The following is a 19,498-nucleotide window of genomic DNA, read 5'->3' as shown; positions in this document are numbered from 1 at the left end:
GTTAAAAAGCGTTTACATCCCTAATGTTGACCGTATCGCAGAACAGCATTACCAATCTGTCGATTCCCAATGCTCCTCCGGCAGTTTCCGGTAGCTTGTTTAAAATACTAAGGAAATCTTCCGGCATTTCTATTTTGCGTTCATTGGAGCCAGCAGTCTGGATTTCCTGGGTAAAACGGCAGCGTTGTTCGGCCTGATCGGTTAATTCACTGAAAATATTGGCCAGTTCCAGGCCACCAATGAAGATTTCCGCTCTCTCCGCTGCCCGATTGTCATCCTTTTTCAGGCGGGATAACGAAGCCATCTTGGCCGGGAAATCATAGATTACTAGAGGCCGCTTTCTGCTTATATCAGCAATTCTGGTAGCCAGTTCCAAGTCAAATCTTTCAGGGTCACTGGTGTTCAAGGGGTCCCATCCGCATAATTCGGAGAAAGCTTCACTGACGGTTAACCGCATCCATGGTGATGACAGGTCAATCCTTTCACCCTGGTAGTTGAGAATCAATGAATCATGCAACGATGAAGCGATATGGCAGATCAGTTTTTCAGTTTCATCAACTAATTCCAGGTAGTTTTTACCTACTCTGTAGTATTCAAGCATGGTGAACTCTTCGAGATGCTGTGTGCCGCTCTCTTCTTTGCGAAAAGCACGACAGATTTGAAAAATGTCTCCGAAGCCAGCCGCTAACAGCGGTTTCATGTATACTTCCGGTGACGGCAGGAGCCAACCGCGCTCGGTTGATATCAGATTGATGAAGGCTTCCGGCAGGGGATAGGCTGATAGTTGAGGAGTGTCTATTTCTAAACAGCCGGTTTTGCGGAAAAACTGTCTGATGAGCAGTGTGATGTCAGCGCGGCATCTTAGATTAGGCTTTTTACCGACTAATCTGTCCAGGTCCAATAATTACTATCCTCCGACACGTTCGACGTAGGTGCCGGTTCCGGTATTTACCCTGATAATATCACCTTCTTTTATGAAGGGAGGAACTCCCATTTCCAATCCAGTTTCCATTCTGGCGGTTTTTTGCTGGGCGGTAACCGTAGCGCCTTTCATGGCTTCTTCAGTTTCTACGACAGCCAGTTCTACTGCCTTGGGTAAAATAAGGTCAATGGGCTTATCTTCCCACATCATCAACTGCACTCCAATACTGTCTTTGAGATAAAACTTTTTATCGGAAACATTAGCTTCTTCCATAATATATTGTTCAAAGCTTTCAGTATCCATGAAATGGTAATGACCGTGTTCTTCGTATAGATACTGCATATCTCTGACGCTGATGCTCGCTTCATCAAATTTATCACCGGAGTGATAAGTGGGTTCCGAAAGAGTTCCGGTAAGTAAATTCCTGAGCTTCATCCGGTAGATGGCACGGCCTTTTCCGGGTTTGACGAAATTAACGCTTTCAACTGCGTAAGGCACACCGTCAACCAGCAATTTGTTATTCTTGCTTACTTCAGATATTTCCAAATCAGATATCTTCCTTAAATTAAATTAGTCCCTGGATAAGCCATTGGGAGATATCATTATAGGCACTTGAACCGGGCGGCGCAAATTAAAGATGAACATCCAGTGATTTACCGTGGGGTTTTTTTATAAGTGAAGCCCGGTGAAATATGTTGGAAATATCCCGTTAACCAAATTGTAATACAGATGTAATTACCAGGTAATAACACCTTGATAAACTGGCAGTATCAATATTAAGGAGGTGCGCAAGTGAACTCAGGTGATACGGCCTGGATCCTGGTTTCAACCGCCATGGTGATGCTTATGACGCCCGGCGTAGCGTTGTTCTATGGCGGCATGGTGCGGAAGAAGAATCTCATTTCTACTCTGATGATGAGTTTTGCCGTGCTGGCTCTGGTTTCAATTTTATGGGTGGTTTTTGGTTACACACTGGGCTTCGGCTCCAGTATCGGCAGTTTTGTCGGCAGTCTGGAGTTTTTCGGTCTTGGCAATGTTGGTATGGACCCGACTGAAGGGTCAACCATCCCGCATCTACTATTTATGATGTTCCAGGGGATGTTTGCCATAATTACCGTAGCGCTTATTACCGGTGCGGTAGTAGAACGGATAAAATTCAGTACGCTACTGGTTTTTGCCGCGGTATGGCTTGCCCTTATTTACGGTCCGGTAGCTCACTGGGTCTGGGGAGGCGGCTGGATAGGAGAACTCGGTGCCTTGGATTTCGCGGGGGGAACGGTAGTTCATATTAACGCTGGTGTTTCCGCAGCGGCTCTGGTAGTTTTGCTGGGTGCCCGAAAAGGGTTGGGCAAAGAGCCCATGGAACCGAACAACATCCCACTGGTAATGCTGGGTGCGGCTTTGCTGTGGTTCGGTTGGTTCGGCTTCAACGGCGGGAGTGCATTGGCGGCTGACGGAGCGGCAGCTAATGCCTTTGTTACCACCAATACCGCGGCGGCAGCGGCCGCCTTTACCTGGATACTTCTGTCATGGCGAAGCCGCAGGCCAACTCTGTTGGGCGCGGTGACCGGTGCCGTGGCCGGCCTGGTGGCCATAACTCCGGCAGCCGGTTTTGTAGGTCCTATGGCCGCAATGGCTATAGGTGCGGTCGCTGCGGCTGTCTGTTATTGGGCGATGAGTTTCAAGGTACGCAAGGGATTTGATGACTCCCTGGATGTGATGTCGGTGCATGGTGTCGGCGGTATCTGGGGTGCTTTGGCAACAGGTATTTTCGCCACGGCCGCGGTTGGTGGCGTAGACGGGGCTTTAGCCGGAAACTGGGAACAGTTAGGTATTCAGGCCATAGCCGTAGCCGCCACAATGGCCTACGCTTTTATCGGAACATTGATAATAGGGAAAATCCTGGATAAGACCATGGGACTCCGGGTTAAGGAAACCGAGGAAATCGTCGGTCTGGACTTGTCCCAGCATGGTGAACGTGCTTATGGAGGAATAAAGTAAGATGAAAAAGATAGAAGCCATTATTCGTGAAGAACGGTTGGACGCAGTTAAAAAAGCCCTGGAGGAAAAAGGACTTATCGGAATGACAGTTACTGAAGTTTCCGGCCGGGGGCAGCAAAAAGGAATTCCATTGCAATGGCGCGTCGGTGAATACCGGGTGGATTTTTTACCCAAGTTGAAACTGGAAATGATCTGCCATGACGATGACTGTGAAGTTGCGGTGGAAGCGATTCTGAAAGCTGCCAAGACCGGTAAAATCGGTGACGGCAAGATATTTGTCATGCCGGTTGACGCGGTCTACCGCATCCGGACCGGAGAGACAGGGGAGTCTGTAATCTAGGGAAAAGTTTAAGTCAGCGGGAAGCCCAGAAATAGCCGGGGCTTCCCGCTGACTTGGATTGAACGACCTTTTAACGGCAATCTTAAAGCATAATAGTAGCATCTTATGTTACGAAAACGTTTTCTAAACCCGAGCCGGCCGCTTGTAATGGCCGGCAGCATGCCAAAAAATATAGACAAATCATGTTTCTGTAATAATTTGGAAATATTTATAGTGTAGAATGAAACCATAATAATTCGGAGGAGAATATGACTAAAACGCGTTCTGAAGCAATTGAATATGTACTAAAAAGAGCCCATGACGAGAAAGTAAAATTTATCAGATTATGGTTCACTGACATCCTGGGTCATCTGAAAAGTTTTGCCATTACTATCAATGAACTTGAAGGTGCCTTGAATGAGGGTATGGGTTTTGATGGTTCCTCAATTGAAGGTTATGCCCGGATTGATGAAAGCGATATGATGGCATTGCCTGATCCTGATACCTTTACTACTCTGCCGTGGCGCAAAAACGGAGATGAAAACGTCGGCAGAATGTTTTGCGACATAAAAAAGCCGGGCGGTGAACAATTTGACGGTGATCCCCGCTATGTACTGAAAAGGATGCTCAAGCGAGCCAGTGACCTCGGCTACACTTTCTACGTCGGTCCGGAATTGGAGTATTTCTATTTCAAGGACGAGAAAACTACTGAATTTCAGGACCATGGTGGTTATTTCGACCTGACGCCCCGTGATGTTGCCAGCGACTGGCGACGAGAGACAGTGCTGACGTTAGAAGATGTCGGCATTCCGGTAGAGTATTCTCATCACGAGGTAGCTCCCTCACAGCATGAAATTGACGTGCGCTATACCGATGCCCTGACGATGGCCGATAATGTAATGACCTACCGACTGGTGGTTAAAGAAATCGCGCTGAAAAACGGTATCTACGCTACTTTCATGCCTAAGCCGGTATTCGGAGTCAACGGATCGGGTATGCATGTGCATCAGTCTCTGTTCAAGGGCGAGCGCAATGCTTTCTTCGACGCCTCGGACCCTTATCACTTGTCCGATACCGCCCGCCATTATATCGCCGGTATTCTCAAGCACGCTCCCGAATTCTGCGCGGTTACCAACCAGTGGGTAAATTCCTACAAGCGACTGGTACCGGGATATGAAGCGCCGATTTATCTTTCCTGGGCGCGCCGCAACCGCTCCGACCTGGTCAGGGTTCCTGAATATAGGGTCGGCCGGGAGAATTCCACCCGCATTGAGCTGCGTTCTCCGGATCCCGCTTGTAATCCTTACCTGGCATTTGCCGTGATGCTGGCCGCCGGCCTCGAGGGTATTGAGAATAAATATGAAGTACCGGCTCCGGTTGAAGAGAATGTGTACGAAATGTCCCTCGAAGAAAGGACAAAACGCGGCATCGATACTCTGCCCTCCAGCCTGGAGGAAGCGGTCAGTATTCTGGAGAAGAGCGACCTGGTGCGCAAAGCCCTGGGCGACCATGTTTTTGATGCTTTCATCGAAAACAAGAAGATTGAATGGAACAAATTCCGTGCCTATGTCACTGACTGGGAACGAGACCGTTACCTGTCAATCCTATAAAACTTGTTAAAGCAGGGAGAAAAGGGCACCAATCGGTGCCCTTTTCTTTGTTCAGGCACCAATCTCAAAAAAAGTCTTCACATTAAGCATGTGCAGTAGTAATATAGTACTATGCTTGAGGGAAAGTGCCCTAAATGTGGATATGAGTGCACCGGCTGGGGATTGAGATTTCCGCGTCACCAGTGCTGTTCCCGCTGCGGCACCGGGCTTATTATCACTGAAGACGGGCGTCATATTACTAAAGGCTATTCTCCTTTCACCGCTGAAAAAGAGTCGGACGGCCAACGCACTATTGCCGGAGATGCGCTTAAGAAGAAAAAACAAAGCTGACATCGCCGGCGGAATACGGAATTTAAGCGCTATTTTATCAGGCTGCTGACCGCTTTGAATTGCTCCGATTTGGACGTGCGTAACAGCTCAAACAGGGTCATTTCTACACCGGTGAGTTTCACCCCTTCCCTTTCCAGGCGCCGCAATGCCAGACTGCGGTTTTCCGCCGTGCGCGAAGAGACACCGTCACTGACAACATATACCTCATAACCACGCTTGAGCAGGTCCATGGCGGTCTGATATACACAAATATGGCTTTCAATACCGCAGATTATTATTTGCTTGCGGCCGGTTCTTTCCAGGCTTTGCAGGAACTCTTCTTCGGCGCAGCAGCTGAAAGCGTATTTAATGAGCCGGGTAGACTGGCTTAGGTCAGCGTCCAGGTCACTGATGGTTGGGCCGATGCCGGCAGGATTTTGCTCGGTTACTATTACCGGCACTTCCAGCAATCGACAGCCCCGAATAAGCTTGGTTATACTAGCGGCTAAGGCTTCTTTATCCGGCATTACCCGGAAGAGTTTTTCCTGGACATCGATTACCAGGAGCAGAGTGTTGTCAGTTTTCAGCATGGCATTTCACCTTATCTCATAGTGGTCATATATTTCGGCAGATCAGTCACCGCTGTTCAGACAGGCCTGACCGATACTCCGGCCGAATTGGCGGCATGATGCAAGGTCATCCGGTTTAGGTCTCCACTTTGCCTTAACTCCGCCTGCTGCTGGGGTAATGCCGCATGATTTAAGGTGCTCCTCCAAAATTCCGGCGGCTTCGCCGCTCCAGCCATAGCTGCCGAAAGCGCCGCCGATCTTGTTTTTGAATTTAAGGCCTTTCAGGTCGGTAAGTACCGGTGCCAGTGTGGGCAGGACGCCCTGGTTAAAAGTCGGTGATCCCAGTATTACCGCTTTGGCTTGAAAGACCTCGGTGATGATGTCGTTGCGATCGGCGGTAGCCGAATTGAAGATTTTGTAGTCAACGCCGGCTTCTGTCAAACCTTCGCCGACAGCTTCGGCCATGTGCCGGGTGGAAAGCCACATGGTGTCATAGATAATGACCGCCCGGGGCTCTGGTTTCTGGGCTGCCCATTCCTGATATTTCTCAACTATCTGTTCGGGATTATCACGCCAGATAATTCCATGACTCGGGGCAATCATCTTCAAGGGCAAATTGAGCGACAGGACTTCATCTATTTTCCGAGTAACCATGGGGCTGAAAGGAGTCAGGATATTGGCATAGTATTTGATGGCTTCCTGGTACAGTTCGGTGTTGTCAACCTCATCATTAAAATGCCCTGAGGCGGCATAATGCTGTCCGAAGGCGTCGCTGGAAAACAGTATTGCTTCCTGGTCAAGATAAGAAAAAAGGTTATCCGGCCAGTGCAACATCGGGGCTTCAATGAAAGTCAGGCTTTTTTTGCCCAAACTGATTTTGTCCCCGGTTTTTACCGCTTTGAAGTTCCAGTCCTGGTGGTGATGTCCCGGGATACTGTCCAGGCCTCGCTGGGAAACAATAACTTCAGCCTGCGGGCAGCGTTCCATTATCGCCGACAGAGACCCTGAGTGATCAGTTTCGGCGTGGGCGGCTACCATATAATCAATCTTGGACGGGTCAATGATTTCCCCGATGTGTTCCAGCAGGGTTTTACGAAATGGCTGCCACACCGTGTCAATAAGGGCGACTTTTTCATCAACGATCAGATAAGCGTTATAGCTTGACCCGCGGTGGGTTGAAAGTTCATGCCCGTGAAAACTGCGCAATGACCAGTCAACGGCCCCAACCCAATACACATTTTTGGCAATTTCTTTAATCATGATTTCCCCCTCATTTGCATGTTGTTATTTTAGCCCAGAATGTCTGACGCAACCAAATTGGGGATAAAATGTGTATCGAATAAGATTTTCGGCAGGGGTATTCCCGATTTTCCGGCTGAAGGAAGCGGGCGTATTTTTATGATTAAAATCTGTGGCCGGTTATCGGGCAGGGCTTTGAGTGACTGTACTATTATTAGTTTTTCACCCCTGAAACGAAAGAAACGACTCTATTTTTCACGATTAAAACAAGGGGTTTAGACTAATCGTTGCTGGTAAAAACAAATAGTCGTTCATTTAATCTTGTAAAAACATAGTTAATATAACGAACAAATGATAACATAATATTTGGGTTTGCTCAAGAGGCAAAAGTTACATTTTTATGCAAGTGTTTGAAGGAACAATATAACCGGCCAATACTTAAGCCGGGATTTTTCGGAAACTATATTTTTTCTTTTCAGAATGATTCATGGTCTTGCTAAAAAGAAGCAGTATCGACACCAGATGCTACTTTTACAATTATGGAATTTATAACATTTGAGCAATGGCAGTAACTCTTATTAAGGTACCTAATTCTCTGCCTTGTCCAGTTCACCGGACAGGTCCGGCGTTAAATCCAGGTCATAAAAATCACTTTCATCGTCGGGCAGGATTAGATGGAATTCGGAAATATAATCAGTTGAAGCGGTTGCCCGCGATATTTCCAGGTCTAGTATGTGGCCGCCGGATTGTTTATCGTCGGTCAGGAAGTGGAGGTGGTAGCCGGGGACATTGATACCGTCCGCGTAAGGCGGGCTAAAAAATCCCACTATGGTACCTTCGACATCGGTGAATTCAAATACAGTCTGACCCTCTGTAACTTCAGTCAGCGGTGGATATGGCTTGTGCTGTGCCGGAACGCTGCGGGTCTGAACATAAGAAAAGGTGCCGGTAATCTCGACAGCATAAAAGATGTTATCGGTAGGCAGGATTTCGTCAAGAAAAGTTAGCAAAGACACGTAATCCGTGCCGTCTGCCAACCGGACTTCCTTATCCGTATCAAAAAAAGTAACAACGGCGAAGGGAGCGGTGAGGCTGTCTTCGGGTATATAGGCGATACCGTCGGCTTTGACCTGGTAAAAAACGCCGTCATAAAAGATCATTTCGCCATCCAGGCCTTCAAAGGTGCCGATGCCAAAATCGCCGTGGGCTTTTAAATCAGCCAGGGAGATCATGCCGTCGTATAGGCCGTTTAGCAACGCGTCTATTGTGGAAACCTGGGTCAGGGCGTCATTTTTGGGTGCGGGAGCGCAGGATGAAAGTCCGAAACCGGCCAGTACAATAACCAGAACAACGATAATTTTTCCGAGTTTCATCAATACCCCGTTTCTCATTACAGTAGAGAAGTGATTCTAGCGCCGGGACTGGGAAATAACAAGCGCATATATATGACTGAAGAACGATTAATATCAGGTTCGCTTGAAATGGCGTTCCAGCGCTGAAATTTCCAGTTTCATAAGGGTGGGACGGCCGTGGGGACAGGTATTGGGGGTTTCGGTTTTTTCCAAATCAGTCAGCAAGGCCCTGATTTCCTCCGGGGTAAGGGTCTTGCCGGCGCGGACGGCGGAATGACAAGCAATGAGTTCCGCCAATTTTTCATGACCGCGGCTGCGGGACTCCGGTGAATTAAGGAATTCATGAAGGGCGGTTGCCCAGTCACTACCGGACAAAACCGCAGGTATTGCCCTGACCAGCAGGGTACGGCCGCCGAAAGCCTCGGCGGCAAAACCGAATGCTTCCAGCAAACCGGAAACACGAGCTAGATTTGCGGCTTCAGCGGGGGAAAGTTCAATGCTGCGGGGTTCCAACAATGACTGCACCGCGGGAGTGCGCCCTCGGCTGGAGACCAGGGCTTTTTCATACATGATACGCTCATGCGCCGCGTGCTGATCAATAATATACAGGCCGTCCGGCCCTTCAGCGAGGATATAGCATCCGGCTACTTGACCAACAGGGCGAAGCGCCGGCAGCACATTGGCGGTGGTCAAAGATGTTTCATCGGCGGAAGACTTTATTGACGCGCTTTCCGGAAATAGATTTTCCACCGAAGGTTTTATCGTCCGGTGGGAATCAGAGGGGCGGTATTCGGGTGCTGATTCCCGGATAGTCGGAACGGGTGAGTCACCTAGTAATGCCGCCCGCACCGAACGACGTATGAAATTAAAAACAACGTTGTCCTGACGGAATTTTATTTCAGTTTTAGCCGGGTGGATATTGACATCCACTTCAGCCGGCGGCAGCGTAAGATTGATGAGTGCGACGGGATGCCGGCCGACGGTCAGCAACCCATGATAGGCTTCTTCCAGCGCCCGGGACAGCATAGGGCTTTTAACCCAGCGGTGGTTGACAAAAAAGTAGAGTCCGTTTCGGTTGGAGCGGCTGATATCCGGAGGGGCAGCCAAGCCGGTAACGGAAAACGACTCATCAGCAGCGCTGATTTCAATCATACGGGCGGCTGTCTGGCGGCTTATAATTTCCGCCGCCGCTGCCCGCAAGTCACTGCCGGGAGTGGAGATAACACGGCGTCCGTCAACCGCCAGGCTGAAGCGAACATCAGGCCGTGCCAGGGCGTAGTTACTGATTACGCTGACAACGTGGCCTGTTTCGGTTGCACTGGTTTTCAGGAATTTCAGACGAGCCGGCACAGATTGAAACAGGCGTGAAACACTGACGGTAGTGCCGCGGCTGCGAGCTATCGGCTTGACGGACGCCTGACCATTTCGGTTTAGGAGTATATTACCGGCGGTCTCACCCTGGACGGCAGTCTGAATTTCCAGCTCCGCAACAGCAGCAATGCTGCCCAAGGCCTCCCCGCGGAAACCCAGGCTGAGTGTGGTGCTCAGGTCTTCAAAAGAACTTATCTTGGAAGTGGCGTGGCGGGTCGGTGCCAGCGGCAAATCGGCCGGAGCAATCCCACAGCCGTCATCACTGACGCGGATGAGGGTGGTGCCGCCGTCCCTGATTTCAATATCAATATTTCCAGCCCCGGCATCCAGCGCGTTTTCAATAAGTTCCTTGACCACTGATGCCGGACGCTCCACGACCTCACCCGCGGCGATGCGAGAGACGGTGCGGGGATCGAGTATATGAATCGGCATGGATTGATTTTACAGGATAGAGGTGTCAGCTGTCAGTTATTATTATCTGCGAGTCAAGCAATGGATAGTATTAACGGGTGTATAATATATATTAATCGTTGTATAACAACGATAAGGGGGAAGTTATGATTAGCGCCAGGAATCAATTCAAGGGTACGGTTAAGAATGTGAAGTTGGGAACGGTAATGGCCGAAGTGGTGGTAGAAACCGGCGGTCTGGAGGTTGTAAGTGTGATTTCCCGCGCTTCAGCGGAATCCATGAATTTGAAGGTTGGAGATACTGTTACCGCTATCATCAAATCAACCGAGGTCATGGTAGCTAAAGGCCTCTAAGGTGCATCAATGCTGTTCGATACAACAGGTTTGGAAACTAATCAGATTTGACAAGGCCGCGCTGTTTGCGGTACCTTTAATTAACTTAAAAATTCAAAAAGCTTTGATCCAGACGAGTACGCTTCCGGCGGACTTCAGAGAGCCGGGTAAGGTGTGAGTCGGTAGTTGCGCAGGAGCCGAATGGACTGGGGAGCTTCAGACCGAAAGCGTTAAGCGAGTAGGCTCTGACGGAAAGGGCGCCGTTAGCTGGCCCAGGGTATCGCCGTACCGCAGAGTGCGAGCCGTACCTGCGAATGAGATGGTTTATTACCAAGGCATCGAGCCGTAATTAGTAGATCGAACCAGGGTGGCACCGCGAGATACAAAGCTCTCGCCCCTAGCGGGCGGGAGCTTTTTTATTTGGTCGCGGGAGAGAAAAATGTACCAGCCAACCCTGGAAGAAATTAAAAAACTGCAAGGCAAGGGTAAACTGGCGGCGGTCAGCCGGGAACTGATGGCTGACCTGGAAACGCCGGTTTCCGCTTTTCTGAAGATACAACGCGGCGGTCCGTCATTCCTGCTGGAAAGTGTTGAAGGCGGACAGCGGATGGCGCGCTACAGCTTCCTGGGCACCGAACCCAGCCGGGTTATTATTGCCGATGCCGCTTCCGAAAACGATCCGCTGGCAGCCGTGGAACTGGCACTGAAAGACCGCTATATTGCGCCGCAGCCGGAATTGCCGCGGTTCAGCGGCGGCGCCGTCGGTTATCTTGCTTACGAGGCTGCCGGGCGCTTTGAAAAGCTGCCCTCTCCGGCCGCTGACTCCCTGGGTCTGCCGGAAGCTATGTTCATGCTGACGGATACTTTCCTGGTGTTTGACCATGTGACCCACCGGATCAAGGTGATCTCCCTGATGCCGCTGGAAGGGGACCTGGAAAAATCATACCAAACTGCCACAGACCATATTGAAGAAATGTGCCGGCGGCTGAATGAACCGCTGGCGCAAAAATCAAAAAGCAAGAGCCAATCTGCGTCTGAATTCACCTCTTCCGTTACCAAAGACGCTTTTAAAGCCAGTGTGGCCGCCATCAAGGAGGATATTGCCGCCGGGGAAGCCATCCAGGTGGTATTGTCGCAGAGACTGTCGCGGCCAACCACGGCTGCGCCGTTTGATATTTACCGTTCCCTTCGAAGCATCAATCCCTCGCCGTATATGTTTTTCCTTGATTTCGGCAAATTCCAGATTATCGGCGCCTCACCGGAGATACTGGTCCGGGTGGAAGACGGTGAAGTTGTTACTCGGCCGCTGGCGGGCACTCGGAAGCGCGGGAAGACACTGGAAGAAGACCTGGCGCTGGAGACGGAACTGAAAGCCGACCCCAAGGAATGTGCGGAACATATAATGCTGGTGGACCTGGGACGGAACGACATAGGTCGGGTTGCTGAGCCGGGTACAGTGAACGTTTCCGACCTGATGAACGTAGAGCGCTATTCCCACGTGATGCACCTAGTCAGCCACGTCAAAGGCAAATTAAAGAAAAATCTTACGGCTTACGACGCGCTGCGGGCTACCTTTCCGGCCGGAACGGTTTCTGGAGCGCCCAAGATGCGGGCGATGCAGATAATAGCGGAACATGAGCCGGAAAAGCGCGGGCCTTACGCCGGGGCGGTGGGCTACTTTAGCTACAACGGCAATATGGATATGGCAATCGCAATCCGCACAATGCTGACCAAGGACGGAAACGCTTACGTCCAGGCAGGGGCGGGTATTGTATATGACTCCCAGCCGGAAGCGGAGTATTACGAAACGCTGAATAAAGCCCAGGCACTGTTCAAGGCAGTCAGCCAGGCTGAAGCTGAAGGATAGGGAATAATGATTCTTCTCATTGATAACTACGACAGTTTTACCTACAACCTGTACCAGTACCTGTGTGAATTGGGAGCGAATGTAGAAGTCAGGCGCAACGATGAGACAGACCTGGCCGGCATTGAATTACTGAAGCCGGAGAAGATAGTTGTCTCACCCGGTCCTTCAACACCGGACCATGCCGGTATCTCCATGGACGTAATTCGGCACTTCGGGCCGAAGCTACCGGTGCTGGGCGTATGCCTGGGTCACCAGTGCCTGGGCCAGGTGTACGGCGGAGAGGTGGTCAGAGCCGGAGCGGTGATGCACGGCAAAGCATCCATGGTGGAACACAACGGCCGCGGTCTTTTCCAAGATGTTCCGTCACCGTTTTCGGTAATTCGCTATCATTCGCTGGCAGTGCGTCGGGAGACGCTTCCGAAATGCCTGGAAGTGACGGCCTGGACTGCTGACGGTGAGATTATGGGACTAAAACACAGGGAATATGAAGTTCAAGGGTTGCAGTTCCACCCGGAGTCATTCATGTCGGAATACGGCCGGGATATTCTGAAAAACTTTCTCAACGGAGGGCAAAATGGTTATCAGGGATGCCATTGAAACACTGGTATCAGGCAGGTCTTTGAACAGTGAAGAAGCGGCGGCGGTTATGGGGGAAATAATGGAAGGACGAGCGACACCGGCACAGTTCGGGGCCTTTGTAACTGCTCTCAGATGCAAGGGGGAAACAGTGGAGGAAATGGTGGGGCTGGCCCGGACCATGAGGGCTAAGGCGTTGCCGATGAGCGCGGCCGGGCCGCTGGTAGATACCTGTGGTACCGGAGGAGATAAAGCCGGCACGTTCAATATTTCCACCGCGGCGGCCATTATCGCCGCCGGCTGCGGGGTGAAGGTAGCCAAACACGGCAACCGGGCGGTGTCATCTCAATGCGGCTCAGCCGATGTTTTGGAGGCACTGGGAGTCAGAATAGACCTCCTGCCGGCGGAGGCGGTGCAGTGCCTGGAACAGGCCGGGATAGTCTTTATGTTTGCGCCGGTATTCCACCCGGCCATGAAGCATGCCGGACCGCCACGCCGGGAAATCGGCATCCGAACGGTTTTTAACCTGCTGGGTCCTTTATGCAATCCGGCCGGTGCGGCGGCGCAGGTTATTGGAGTACCACGCCGTGAACTGGTAAAGACCATTGCTAATGTGCTTAAGGAGCTGGGCAGCCATCACGCCTTTGTGGTACACGGTGCTGACGGGCTGGATGAAATTACGCTGACCGGCGTGACTCATATCTGCGAGCTACGCGACAATAAGTTGGAATGCTATGACATTGATCCTGCGGAATTCGGCCTGGAGAGATGCGGCGCTGAAGCCATAAAAGGTGGCGATGCCCGCTGGAACGCCGCGGCTATGCTGCGGCTGCTCCAGGGAGAAGAGGGACCATTGCGAAACGCCTCGATAATTAATGCCGCGGCGGCATTGAAAGCGGCTGACATAACCGATTCCCTGGCTGAAGGGGTAGCCACGGCTGCCGATGCTATTGACAGCGGCAAAGCGCTGGCTAAGCTGGAGAAATTCATCGAAGTCAGCCAGATGCTGGAGGCGCGGCGATGATACTGGACGATATTGTCCTGGCGACGCGGCAGGCCACAGCGGCGCGGAAGCAGCATATACCCCTTGAGCAGATTAGAAGTCTGGCCGAGAAACGCCCGGCGCCGCCGGATTTCGCGGCGGCTATCGACGGGGACGGTGTCAGCATAATAGCCGAGGTTAAAAGAGCTTCTCCTTCAAGAGGTGTCATCTGCCAGGAATTCGCGCCTACAACAATTGCCCGGGCCTATGCCACAAGCGGCGCGGCGGCTATATCGGTGCTGACCGAGGAGAAATATTTTCTGGGCAGCCCAACGTACCTGAAAGAGATTGCGGAAGAACTGGGACCCGGACGGCCGCCGCTGCTGCGCAAGGATTTTATCCTCGACCCTTACCAGGTATATGAAGCCAGAGCCTGGGGCGCCAGCGCCTTATTGCTCATTGCCGCTATTCTAACGTCACAACAGTTGAACCAGCTGACGGAACTGGCGCGGCAGCTGGGTATGATCGCCATGGTGGAGGTACACAGAGAAGACGAGATAAATAGGGCACTGTGTTCCGGTACCCGGGTCATCGGTATCAACAACCGCAATCTGCAAACATTAGAAGTTGACATAAATATTACAGGTAAATTAAGGCCGTTGATTCCTGGTGATCGCCTGGTGGTCAGCGAGAGCGGCATTTCTTCATCGGGGGATATCCGGTACCTGCGAGAATGCGGCGTTGACGCGGCGCTGGTGGGAGAAGCGCTGATGACGGGGAGTAAAATAGAATCTCTAATAATGAATATTTAAACATAAAAGGATTAAATTTGGAACCGGTGTTTATTACGAAATGACACGAATAAAAATTTGTGGGATAACCGACATAGCAACAGCGGACCTGTGCCGGCGGCTGGAGGTAGACTTCATCGGACTGGTTTTTGCCGCTTCCCCGCGCCAGATTACGCCGGAGAGGGCGGTAAAAATAACCCAGCACCTGGTGAGACAGGCGGTGCGGCCGGAGATAATCGGAGTTTTTGTTAACCTGCCGGCACCGGAGGTCAACCGTATTGCCGAATACTGCGGTCTGGACCGGGTGCAGCTGTCCGGTGATGAAGACGATGATTATTGCCGCCGGATTGAGCGCCCGGTCATCCGGTCGGTCCGGATTGATAAAGACATGATGCCTGAAAAAATAAATGCCATGATGACTGCGAGTCCGGCGCGAAGCATCTACCTGGCGGATACCAAGTCGACTGATAAATACGGCGGTACCGGTGAATGCTTCGACTGGAATCTGTTGAAACGACTGGATCCTTCGATGCCGGTGATGATTGCCGGCGGTCTGAATCCTAATAATGTGAACGATCTGATAAGCCGGCACCGACCCTGGGGGGTGGATGTCTCCAGCGGGGTGGAAAGCAATGGAGGAAAAGATGCCACAAAAATACATGATTTTATACGCGCGGTGCGAGAAGCCGAAAAGACTTTACAAGGAGTTAATGATGCTGCCAGATAATAGGGGGTATTTCGGAGAATACGGCGGGAGGTATGTCCCGGAAACTATTGTTCCGGCGCTGACTGATTTGGTGCGCGGTTATGAAATGTTAAAAGCCGATGAATCCTTTCACCAGGAACTTGACCGGCTACTGTCGGAATATGCGGGGCGACCGACGCCGCTGTATTACGCCGCTAACCTGACGGCCAGGTGCGGCGGCACCAAAATATATCTCAAGCGGGAGGACCTGGCTCATACCGGTTCTCATAAAATCAACAATGCCCTGGGGCAGGGCTTGCTGGCTAAGCGGCTGGGCAAGCGTCGCATCATTGCCGAAACCGGCGCCGGACAGCACGGTGTGGCTACAGCAGCGGTATGCGCCATGCTGGGGCTTTCCGGGGTGGTCTATATGGGAGCGGATGACGTGAAGCGCCAGGCTTTAAATGTGTTCCGGATGGAGCTGATGGGTACCGAAGTTATTGCGGTGGATTCAGGCTCCCGGACACTCAAGGACGCCATTAACGAAGCCATGAGGGACTGGGTCAGTCATCCCGATGACAGCTATTATCTTATCGGGTCGGTAGTCGGGCCGCACCCGTATCCGATGATGGTGCGTGATTTTCAAGCGGTTATCGGCCGGGAGGCGAGGGAGCAGATGCTGGAGAAAACCGGGGCATTGCCGGACCAGGTGGTGGCTTGTGTCGGCGGCGGCAGCAACGCTATGGGTATTTTTTATCCATTCGTCAGTGACGCCGGGGTTAAGCTGGTTGGGGCTGAAGCCGGCGGCTGCGGAGTCAGTTCCGGCCGGCATGCGGCTACGCTTTCCGGTGGACGGCCCGGTGTGCTGCACGGTGCCATGTCCTACCTGATGCAGGATAAGCATGGCCAGGTAACGGAAACGCACAGCATCTCCGCCGGCCTGGATTATCCCGGCGTGGGGCCGGAACACAGTTATCTTAAAGACAGTCTGCGTGCCGAGTATTCTGCCATAACTGACGCTGAAGCGCTGGAAGCCTTTCGGCTGCTGTCCGAGACCGAGGGTATCATGCCGGCCCTGGAATCAGCTCATGCCGTGGCACAGGCGGTTAAGACCGCTTCAGCCATGAGCGCTGAACAGACTGTGCTGGTTTGCTTGTCCGGCCGCGGGGACAAAGACATGGATATTGTGAAGAGCAGCCTGGAGGTAAAGCAATGAGCAGTCGGATTACGACAGCGTTCGGAAAAGGGCGAAAAACACTTGTTGGTTATCTTACAGCCGGCTATCCGGATTTGGGTACCACACTGAAGGCGGTGGAATGTTTGGAACAGGCCGGCTGTGACATCGTGGAACTGGGAATTCCGTTTTCCGATCCCATCGGCGACGGACCGGTCATCCAATCAGCCAGTTTCCGGGCACTGGAAAACGGGGTGACCCCGGCAGCCTGCATTGAACTGGCACGACAGCTACGCCGGACTGTAAGAATACCGCTGGTGTTTATGGGTTACTACAACCCCATCCTCAGCTACGGTCCACCGGAGTTCTGTCGCCAGAGCGCGGCGGCCGGTGTTGATGGTCTCATAGTGCCGGACCTGCCTCCGGACGAATCCGGAATCCTGGATAAGGCGACGGCGGATAATGGAATGGACCTGATACACCTCCTGACGCCGACCAGTACCGATGAACGCATCGGACTGGTGGCCACTAAGAGCCGAGGCTTCATCTACCTGGTATCGGTGTCCGGGGTCACCGGCGCCCGCCAGGGTGTACCGGATTATCTGCAGGAGTTTACCGCCAAAGTCCGGGCAAAGACGACCAAGCCCCTGGCAATCGGTTTCGGTATTTCGTCACCGGAACAGGCAAAGGCTATAGCCGGCATGGCTGATGGAGTGATTATCGGCAGCCGGCTGATTAACTTGATTGATGAAGATAATACCCTGGAAAGACTGTCGGCTTTTATCGGTAGTATACGACGGGAACTTGACAGCTCTACCGGCCGTCTCTCCGCAGGCCAGCCAGGACTATCGTAGGGGTTAGCCTTTGGTAATAGTACGAAAATACTATACCAAATCTATCCGATAATGGCCGCGTATAGCCAGATAGTATTATAGACACTAGCGTTCATAACTACTATAGTAATTAACTGTGACTTTTGTTTATTATCGCTGCAGGGTGTTATGAAGCAGTCTTCAGTCAACAATCAGCCGTCGGGTGAAGCCCTGCGGTGTGCCGCCGAGGAGTGGCGAATTACGTTTGATTCAATTACTGACCCGATTGCCATATATGATAACGAATACCGCATTGTGCGTTTGAACAAGGCTTTTGCTCGGCATTACGGTAATAACGACATATCTTCCTGCCTGGGCCGATATTGTTACCGGGTTGTTCACAATACTGATGAGCCGCCGGAGGAATGCCCGCGCCGGCAAGTAATGATGGACTACCGGCCGGTAACACGGGAACACTATGATGACCATCGGGGACGCTACATGGAAATAACACTGGCTCCGTTACTGAATGATGACAGCAAAATGGTAGGGGTGGTGGAAATACTCAAAGACGTTACCGAGCGCAAACAGATGGAAGAAAACCTGCTGGTAACCGACCGGATGGTTTCACTGGGAGAGATGACTTCAGGCTTGGCTCATGAAGTTAACAATCCGCTGACCGGGGTTATCGGATTCACTCAGCTGCTGCTGGATAATAATAAGATGCCCGCGGAACTCAGGCCGGACCTGGAACTGGTTGCCAGTGAAGCCAAGCGGGCGGCGGAGATTGTGCGGAAATTATTGAATTTCGCCCGCGGCGGAGAATCGGTGTACGGGCCGGTCGAGGTAAACGCTGTTATCAATGCTGTACTGCAGATAAGAGAATATGAGCTGAGGATTAAAAATATTTCGGTTGAGACCCAAATGGAAGACGGTCTGCCCCTGGTGGCTGCTGATGCCCTGGAACTGCAGCAGGTATTCATCAATCTCATCATCAACGCCGAGTTTTTCATGTCCCAATATCATGGGGAAGGTCGGTTGACGATTACCACGCAACAGCGAAGCGACGGAGTGGAAGTTGTTATAACAGATGACGGCCCCGGCATCAGCAAGTCACAGCTATCACAGATATTTTCTCCGTTTTTTACCACTAAAAAAAATGGCGAGGGTACCGGCCTGGGACTTTCAATATGCCGCGGAATAGTGAACCGTCATGGAGGATGCATCAGGGCTGAAAGCGAAGTGGGCAAGGGAACCCGTTTTATAGTGGAATTGCCGGCGGCAGCTGAAAACCCGGTATAACCAGGCACTGCCAGGAGTGATTATTCAACCGGGATGGTTTCACCACAGTGGGGACATTTCATGGTGGTGCGGAAATAAGCCTGATATTCAGCTACGATGCCGTTTTGCGGGAATACCGCATATCTCACACCGATATTCTGCTGAGCCAGTTCAATAGCTTTTTGTTTAGCCTGTTCAAAATTACCCAGGTAATCCAGGCGGGTTACTGTTTTGGGGGAATACTTGGTTTCCACTATCTCGTATTGACGTTCATCAGTCATACAACCCTCCCGGCATCAGAGATGTTTCAACTGCTGATTATAGACCAAGCAGTGAGAAAAAGAAATACCCCAAAACAACTGAGCAGTGCCTGGTAGTTCCGGGCTTAACGGTCTTCCAGGTAGTCACGGAGAGGGTCCCAGCAATTATTGTGCCAGCGCTGGGCTACGGTTTCGGCAAATTCCCCGGGGACTCCTTCCTGGTTCAGCATCAGGGTGGTGGCGCCGCGTTTTTCCTGAAATTCAATGGTAACCAGAGATGAAGCGTCGTCCGGCCAGTCCGAAGCGCGCCACTCCTGGACGATGAGCTTATTGGGGACAATCTCGCGGAAAGTACCGGTGACATGTCCGCCGTAAGTGGAAAAGCGGCCACCCGCCACGGCATCTATTTCCGCCCGGTTGCCGCTGAAAGCACTAAAGCGGTCACTATCGGTCAGGGTTCGAAATACCTCACGCGCCGGGAATTCGAAGACCGCCAGCTGAACGATGGTTTTAACGTTCAACCTGCCGCTCGCAATGTGGCAGAGTGCTACGGTGTTTAGCCCGGCAGGCATCACAATCATTGTATCTTGAACAGTTTATTTGCGGGCAGGAGCAAGAGCCGGTATGACGGCAAT

General features: G+C 51.7%; 21 protein-coding genes and 1 other annotated feature. Of the genes, 13 read left to right on the top strand and 8 right to left on the bottom strand.

Translation table 11 applies throughout. From position 1 onward, the window contains the following. Position 1 precedes the first annotated feature (1 nt). Together ACZ48S_RS05855 and efp are read right to left on the bottom strand one after the other, a co-directional pair. Positions 2-901 (bottom strand): amino acid--tRNA ligase-related protein, encoded by a 900-nt coding sequence (locus tag ACZ48S_RS05855; protein WP_464211694.1) that lies wholly within the window; start codon positions 899-901, stop codon positions 2-4. Positions 902-907: 6 nt separating this feature from the next. Then, on the bottom strand, positions 908-1,468 hold the full coding sequence (gene efp / locus ACZ48S_RS05850) for an elongation factor P (RefSeq protein WP_464211693.1): 561 nt from the start codon (positions 1,466-1,468) through the stop codon (positions 908-910). A 246-nt stretch (positions 1,469-1,714) separates the two neighbouring features. On the opposite strand from efp, the gene ACZ48S_RS05845 reads away from it, so the two are divergent. The 4 genes from ACZ48S_RS05845 to ACZ48S_RS05830 all read left to right on the top strand — a co-directional run bounded on the left by ACZ48S_RS05845 (position 1,715) and on the right by ACZ48S_RS05830 (position 5,182). Next, entirely contained in the window at positions 1,715-2,923 is a 1,209-nt protein-coding gene (locus ACZ48S_RS05845) for an ammonium transporter (protein WP_464211692.1), read from the top strand. 1 nt (position 2,924) lies between these two features. After that, positions 2,925-3,263: a P-II family nitrogen regulator gene (locus ACZ48S_RS05840; protein ID WP_464211691.1), complete on the top strand. Its 339-nt coding sequence runs from the start codon at positions 2,925-2,927 to the stop codon at positions 3,261-3,263. Positions 3,264-3,511: 248 nt separating this feature from the next. Beyond that, a complete protein-coding gene (locus ACZ48S_RS05835) occupies positions 3,512-4,852 on the top strand; it encodes a glutamine synthetase family protein (RefSeq protein WP_464211690.1) in 1,341 nt (446 codons plus the stop codon). Positions 4,853-5,014: 162 nt separating this feature from the next. Then, a complete protein-coding gene (locus ACZ48S_RS05830; protein ID WP_464211689.1) occupies positions 5,015-5,182 on the top strand; it encodes a hypothetical protein in 168 nt (55 codons plus the stop codon). A 29-nt stretch (positions 5,183-5,211) separates the two neighbouring features. On the opposite strand, the gene ACZ48S_RS05825 is transcribed toward ACZ48S_RS05830, so the two are convergent. The 4 genes from ACZ48S_RS05825 to mutL all read right to left on the bottom strand — a co-directional run bounded on the left by ACZ48S_RS05825 (position 5,212) and on the right by mutL (position 10,124). Then, positions 5,212-5,751, bottom strand: coding sequence for a hydrolase (locus ACZ48S_RS05825; RefSeq protein WP_464211688.1), 540 nt, complete (start codon positions 5,749-5,751; stop codon positions 5,212-5,214). 42 nt (positions 5,752-5,793) lie between these two features. Beyond that, the gene (locus tag ACZ48S_RS05820; protein WP_464211687.1) at positions 5,794-6,990 is read right to left on the bottom strand and encodes an oxygen-binding di-iron domain-containing protein; all 1,197 of its coding nucleotides are present in this window, start codon (positions 6,988-6,990) and stop codon (positions 5,794-5,796) included. Between the two features lie 566 nt (positions 6,991-7,556). After that, entirely contained in the window at positions 7,557-8,342 is a 786-nt protein-coding gene (budA, locus tag ACZ48S_RS05815) for an acetolactate decarboxylase (protein WP_464211686.1), read from the bottom strand. 93 nt (positions 8,343-8,435) lie between these two features. Continuing rightward, complete coding sequence (gene mutL, locus ACZ48S_RS05810) at positions 8,436-10,124, bottom strand: DNA mismatch repair endonuclease MutL (RefSeq protein ID WP_464211685.1); 1,689 nt, start codon at positions 10,122-10,124, stop codon at positions 8,436-8,438. A gap of 125 nt (positions 10,125-10,249) precedes the next feature. On the opposite strand from mutL, the gene ACZ48S_RS05805 reads away from it, so the two are divergent. The 9 genes from ACZ48S_RS05805 to ACZ48S_RS05765 all read left to right on the top strand — a co-directional run bounded on the left by ACZ48S_RS05805 (position 10,250) and on the right by ACZ48S_RS05765 (position 18,624). Next, positions 10,250-10,456 carry a TOBE domain-containing protein gene (locus ACZ48S_RS05805; RefSeq protein WP_464211684.1) on the top strand — a complete coding sequence of 69 codons (207 nt, stop codon included), beginning with the start codon at positions 10,250-10,252 and terminating at the stop codon, positions 10,454-10,456. A 94-nt stretch (positions 10,457-10,550) separates the two neighbouring features. Beyond that, positions 10,551-10,837: a binding site (T-box leader), on the top strand. A 37-nt stretch (positions 10,838-10,874) separates the two neighbouring features. Further along, positions 10,875-12,302 (top strand): anthranilate synthase component I, encoded by a 1,428-nt coding sequence (gene trpE / locus ACZ48S_RS05800; RefSeq protein WP_464211683.1) that lies wholly within the window; start codon positions 10,875-10,877, stop codon positions 12,300-12,302. Positions 12,303-12,308: 6 nt separating this feature from the next. Then, complete coding sequence (locus ACZ48S_RS05795; protein WP_464211682.1) at positions 12,309-12,899, top strand: anthranilate synthase component II; 591 nt, start codon at positions 12,309-12,311, stop codon at positions 12,897-12,899. Further along, entirely contained in the window at positions 12,877-13,902 is a 1,026-nt protein-coding gene (gene trpD / locus ACZ48S_RS05790; RefSeq protein ID WP_464211681.1) for an anthranilate phosphoribosyltransferase, read from the top strand. Before ACZ48S_RS05795 ends, trpD begins: the two co-directional genes overlap by 23 nt. After that, positions 13,899-14,672, top strand: a complete 774-nt coding sequence (gene trpC, locus ACZ48S_RS05785; protein ID WP_464211680.1) for an indole-3-glycerol phosphate synthase TrpC — start codon at positions 13,899-13,901, stop codon at positions 14,670-14,672. The genes trpD and trpC overlap by 4 nt, the downstream gene beginning before the upstream one ends. A gap of 40 nt (positions 14,673-14,712) precedes the next feature. Then, on the top strand, positions 14,713-15,378 hold the full coding sequence (locus ACZ48S_RS05780) for a phosphoribosylanthranilate isomerase (protein ID WP_464211679.1): 666 nt from the start codon (positions 14,713-14,715) through the stop codon (positions 15,376-15,378). Beyond that, positions 15,365-16,552 carry a tryptophan synthase subunit beta gene (gene trpB, locus ACZ48S_RS05775; RefSeq protein ID WP_464214570.1) on the top strand — a complete coding sequence of 396 codons (1,188 nt, stop codon included), beginning with the start codon at positions 15,365-15,367 and terminating at the stop codon, positions 16,550-16,552. Before ACZ48S_RS05780 ends, trpB begins: the two co-directional genes overlap by 14 nt. Next, positions 16,549-17,364: a tryptophan synthase subunit alpha gene (trpA, locus tag ACZ48S_RS05770; protein WP_464211678.1), complete on the top strand. Its 816-nt coding sequence runs from the start codon at positions 16,549-16,551 to the stop codon at positions 17,362-17,364. The genes trpB and trpA overlap by 4 nt, the downstream gene beginning before the upstream one ends. Before the next feature lie 147 nt (positions 17,365-17,511). Further along, positions 17,512-18,624 (top strand): two-component system sensor histidine kinase NtrB, encoded by a 1,113-nt coding sequence (locus tag ACZ48S_RS05765; protein ID WP_464211677.1) that lies wholly within the window; start codon positions 17,512-17,514, stop codon positions 18,622-18,624. Positions 18,625-18,644: 20 nt separating this feature from the next. Here the strand turns inward: ACZ48S_RS05765 and ACZ48S_RS05760 are convergent, their stop codons facing one another. Both ACZ48S_RS05760 and ACZ48S_RS05755 read right to left on the bottom strand, forming a co-directional pair. Beyond that, positions 18,645-18,884, bottom strand: a complete 240-nt coding sequence (locus ACZ48S_RS05760) for a hypothetical protein (RefSeq protein ID WP_464211676.1) — start codon at positions 18,882-18,884, stop codon at positions 18,645-18,647. A gap of 104 nt (positions 18,885-18,988) precedes the next feature. Then, positions 18,989-19,435, bottom strand: coding sequence for an SRPBCC domain-containing protein (locus tag ACZ48S_RS05755; protein WP_464211675.1), 447 nt, complete (start codon positions 19,433-19,435; stop codon positions 18,989-18,991). Positions 19,436-19,498: the final 63 nt, after the last annotated feature.

Source organism: Dehalogenimonas sp. NIT-SK1 (assembly GCF_055384165.1).
This window is presented reverse-complemented; position numbering and strand designations above follow the sequence as displayed.

Bases quoted from the DNA above. Each gene is read 5' to 3' on its own strand.
- trpD (WP_464211681.1), top strand. From the start codon at position 12,877: ATGGTTATCAGGGATGCCATTGAAACACTGGTATCAGGCAGGTCTTTG.
- ACZ48S_RS05755 (WP_464211675.1), bottom strand. From the start codon at position 19,435: ATGCCTGCCGGGCTAAACACCGTAGCACTCTGCCACATTGCGAGCGGC.
- trpB (WP_464214570.1), top strand. From the start codon at position 15,365: ATGCTGCCAGATAATAGGGGGTATTTCGGAGAATACGGCGGGAGGTAT.
- ACZ48S_RS05840 (WP_464211691.1), top strand. From the start codon at position 2,925: ATGAAAAAGATAGAAGCCATTATTCGTGAAGAACGGTTGGACGCAGTT.
- ACZ48S_RS05820 (WP_464211687.1), bottom strand. From the start codon at position 6,990: ATGATTAAAGAAATTGCCAAAAATGTGTATTGGGTTGGGGCCGTTGAC.
- trpC (WP_464211680.1), top strand. From the start codon at position 13,899: ATGATACTGGACGATATTGTCCTGGCGACGCGGCAGGCCACAGCGGCG.
- mutL (WP_464211685.1), bottom strand. From the start codon at position 10,124: ATGCCGATTCATATACTCGATCCCCGCACCGTCTCTCGCATCGCCGCG.
- trpA (WP_464211678.1), top strand. From the start codon at position 16,549: ATGAGCAGTCGGATTACGACAGCGTTCGGAAAAGGGCGAAAAACACTT.
- ACZ48S_RS05835 (WP_464211690.1), top strand. From the start codon at position 3,512: ATGACTAAAACGCGTTCTGAAGCAATTGAATATGTACTAAAAAGAGCC.
- ACZ48S_RS05765 (WP_464211677.1), top strand. From the start codon at position 17,512: ATGAAGCAGTCTTCAGTCAACAATCAGCCGTCGGGTGAAGCCCTGCGG.
- ACZ48S_RS05795 (WP_464211682.1), top strand. From the start codon at position 12,309: ATGATTCTTCTCATTGATAACTACGACAGTTTTACCTACAACCTGTAC.
- budA (WP_464211686.1), bottom strand. From the start codon at position 8,342: ATGAAACTCGGAAAAATTATCGTTGTTCTGGTTATTGTACTGGCCGGT.
- ACZ48S_RS05825 (WP_464211688.1), bottom strand. From the start codon at position 5,751: ATGCTGAAAACTGACAACACTCTGCTCCTGGTAATCGATGTCCAGGAA.
- ACZ48S_RS05805 (WP_464211684.1), top strand. From the start codon at position 10,250: ATGATTAGCGCCAGGAATCAATTCAAGGGTACGGTTAAGAATGTGAAG.
- ACZ48S_RS05760 (WP_464211676.1), bottom strand. From the start codon at position 18,884: ATGACTGATGAACGTCAATACGAGATAGTGGAAACCAAGTATTCCCCC.
- ACZ48S_RS05780 (WP_464211679.1), top strand. From the start codon at position 14,713: ATGACACGAATAAAAATTTGTGGGATAACCGACATAGCAACAGCGGAC.
- trpE (WP_464211683.1), top strand. From the start codon at position 10,875: ATGTACCAGCCAACCCTGGAAGAAATTAAAAAACTGCAAGGCAAGGGT.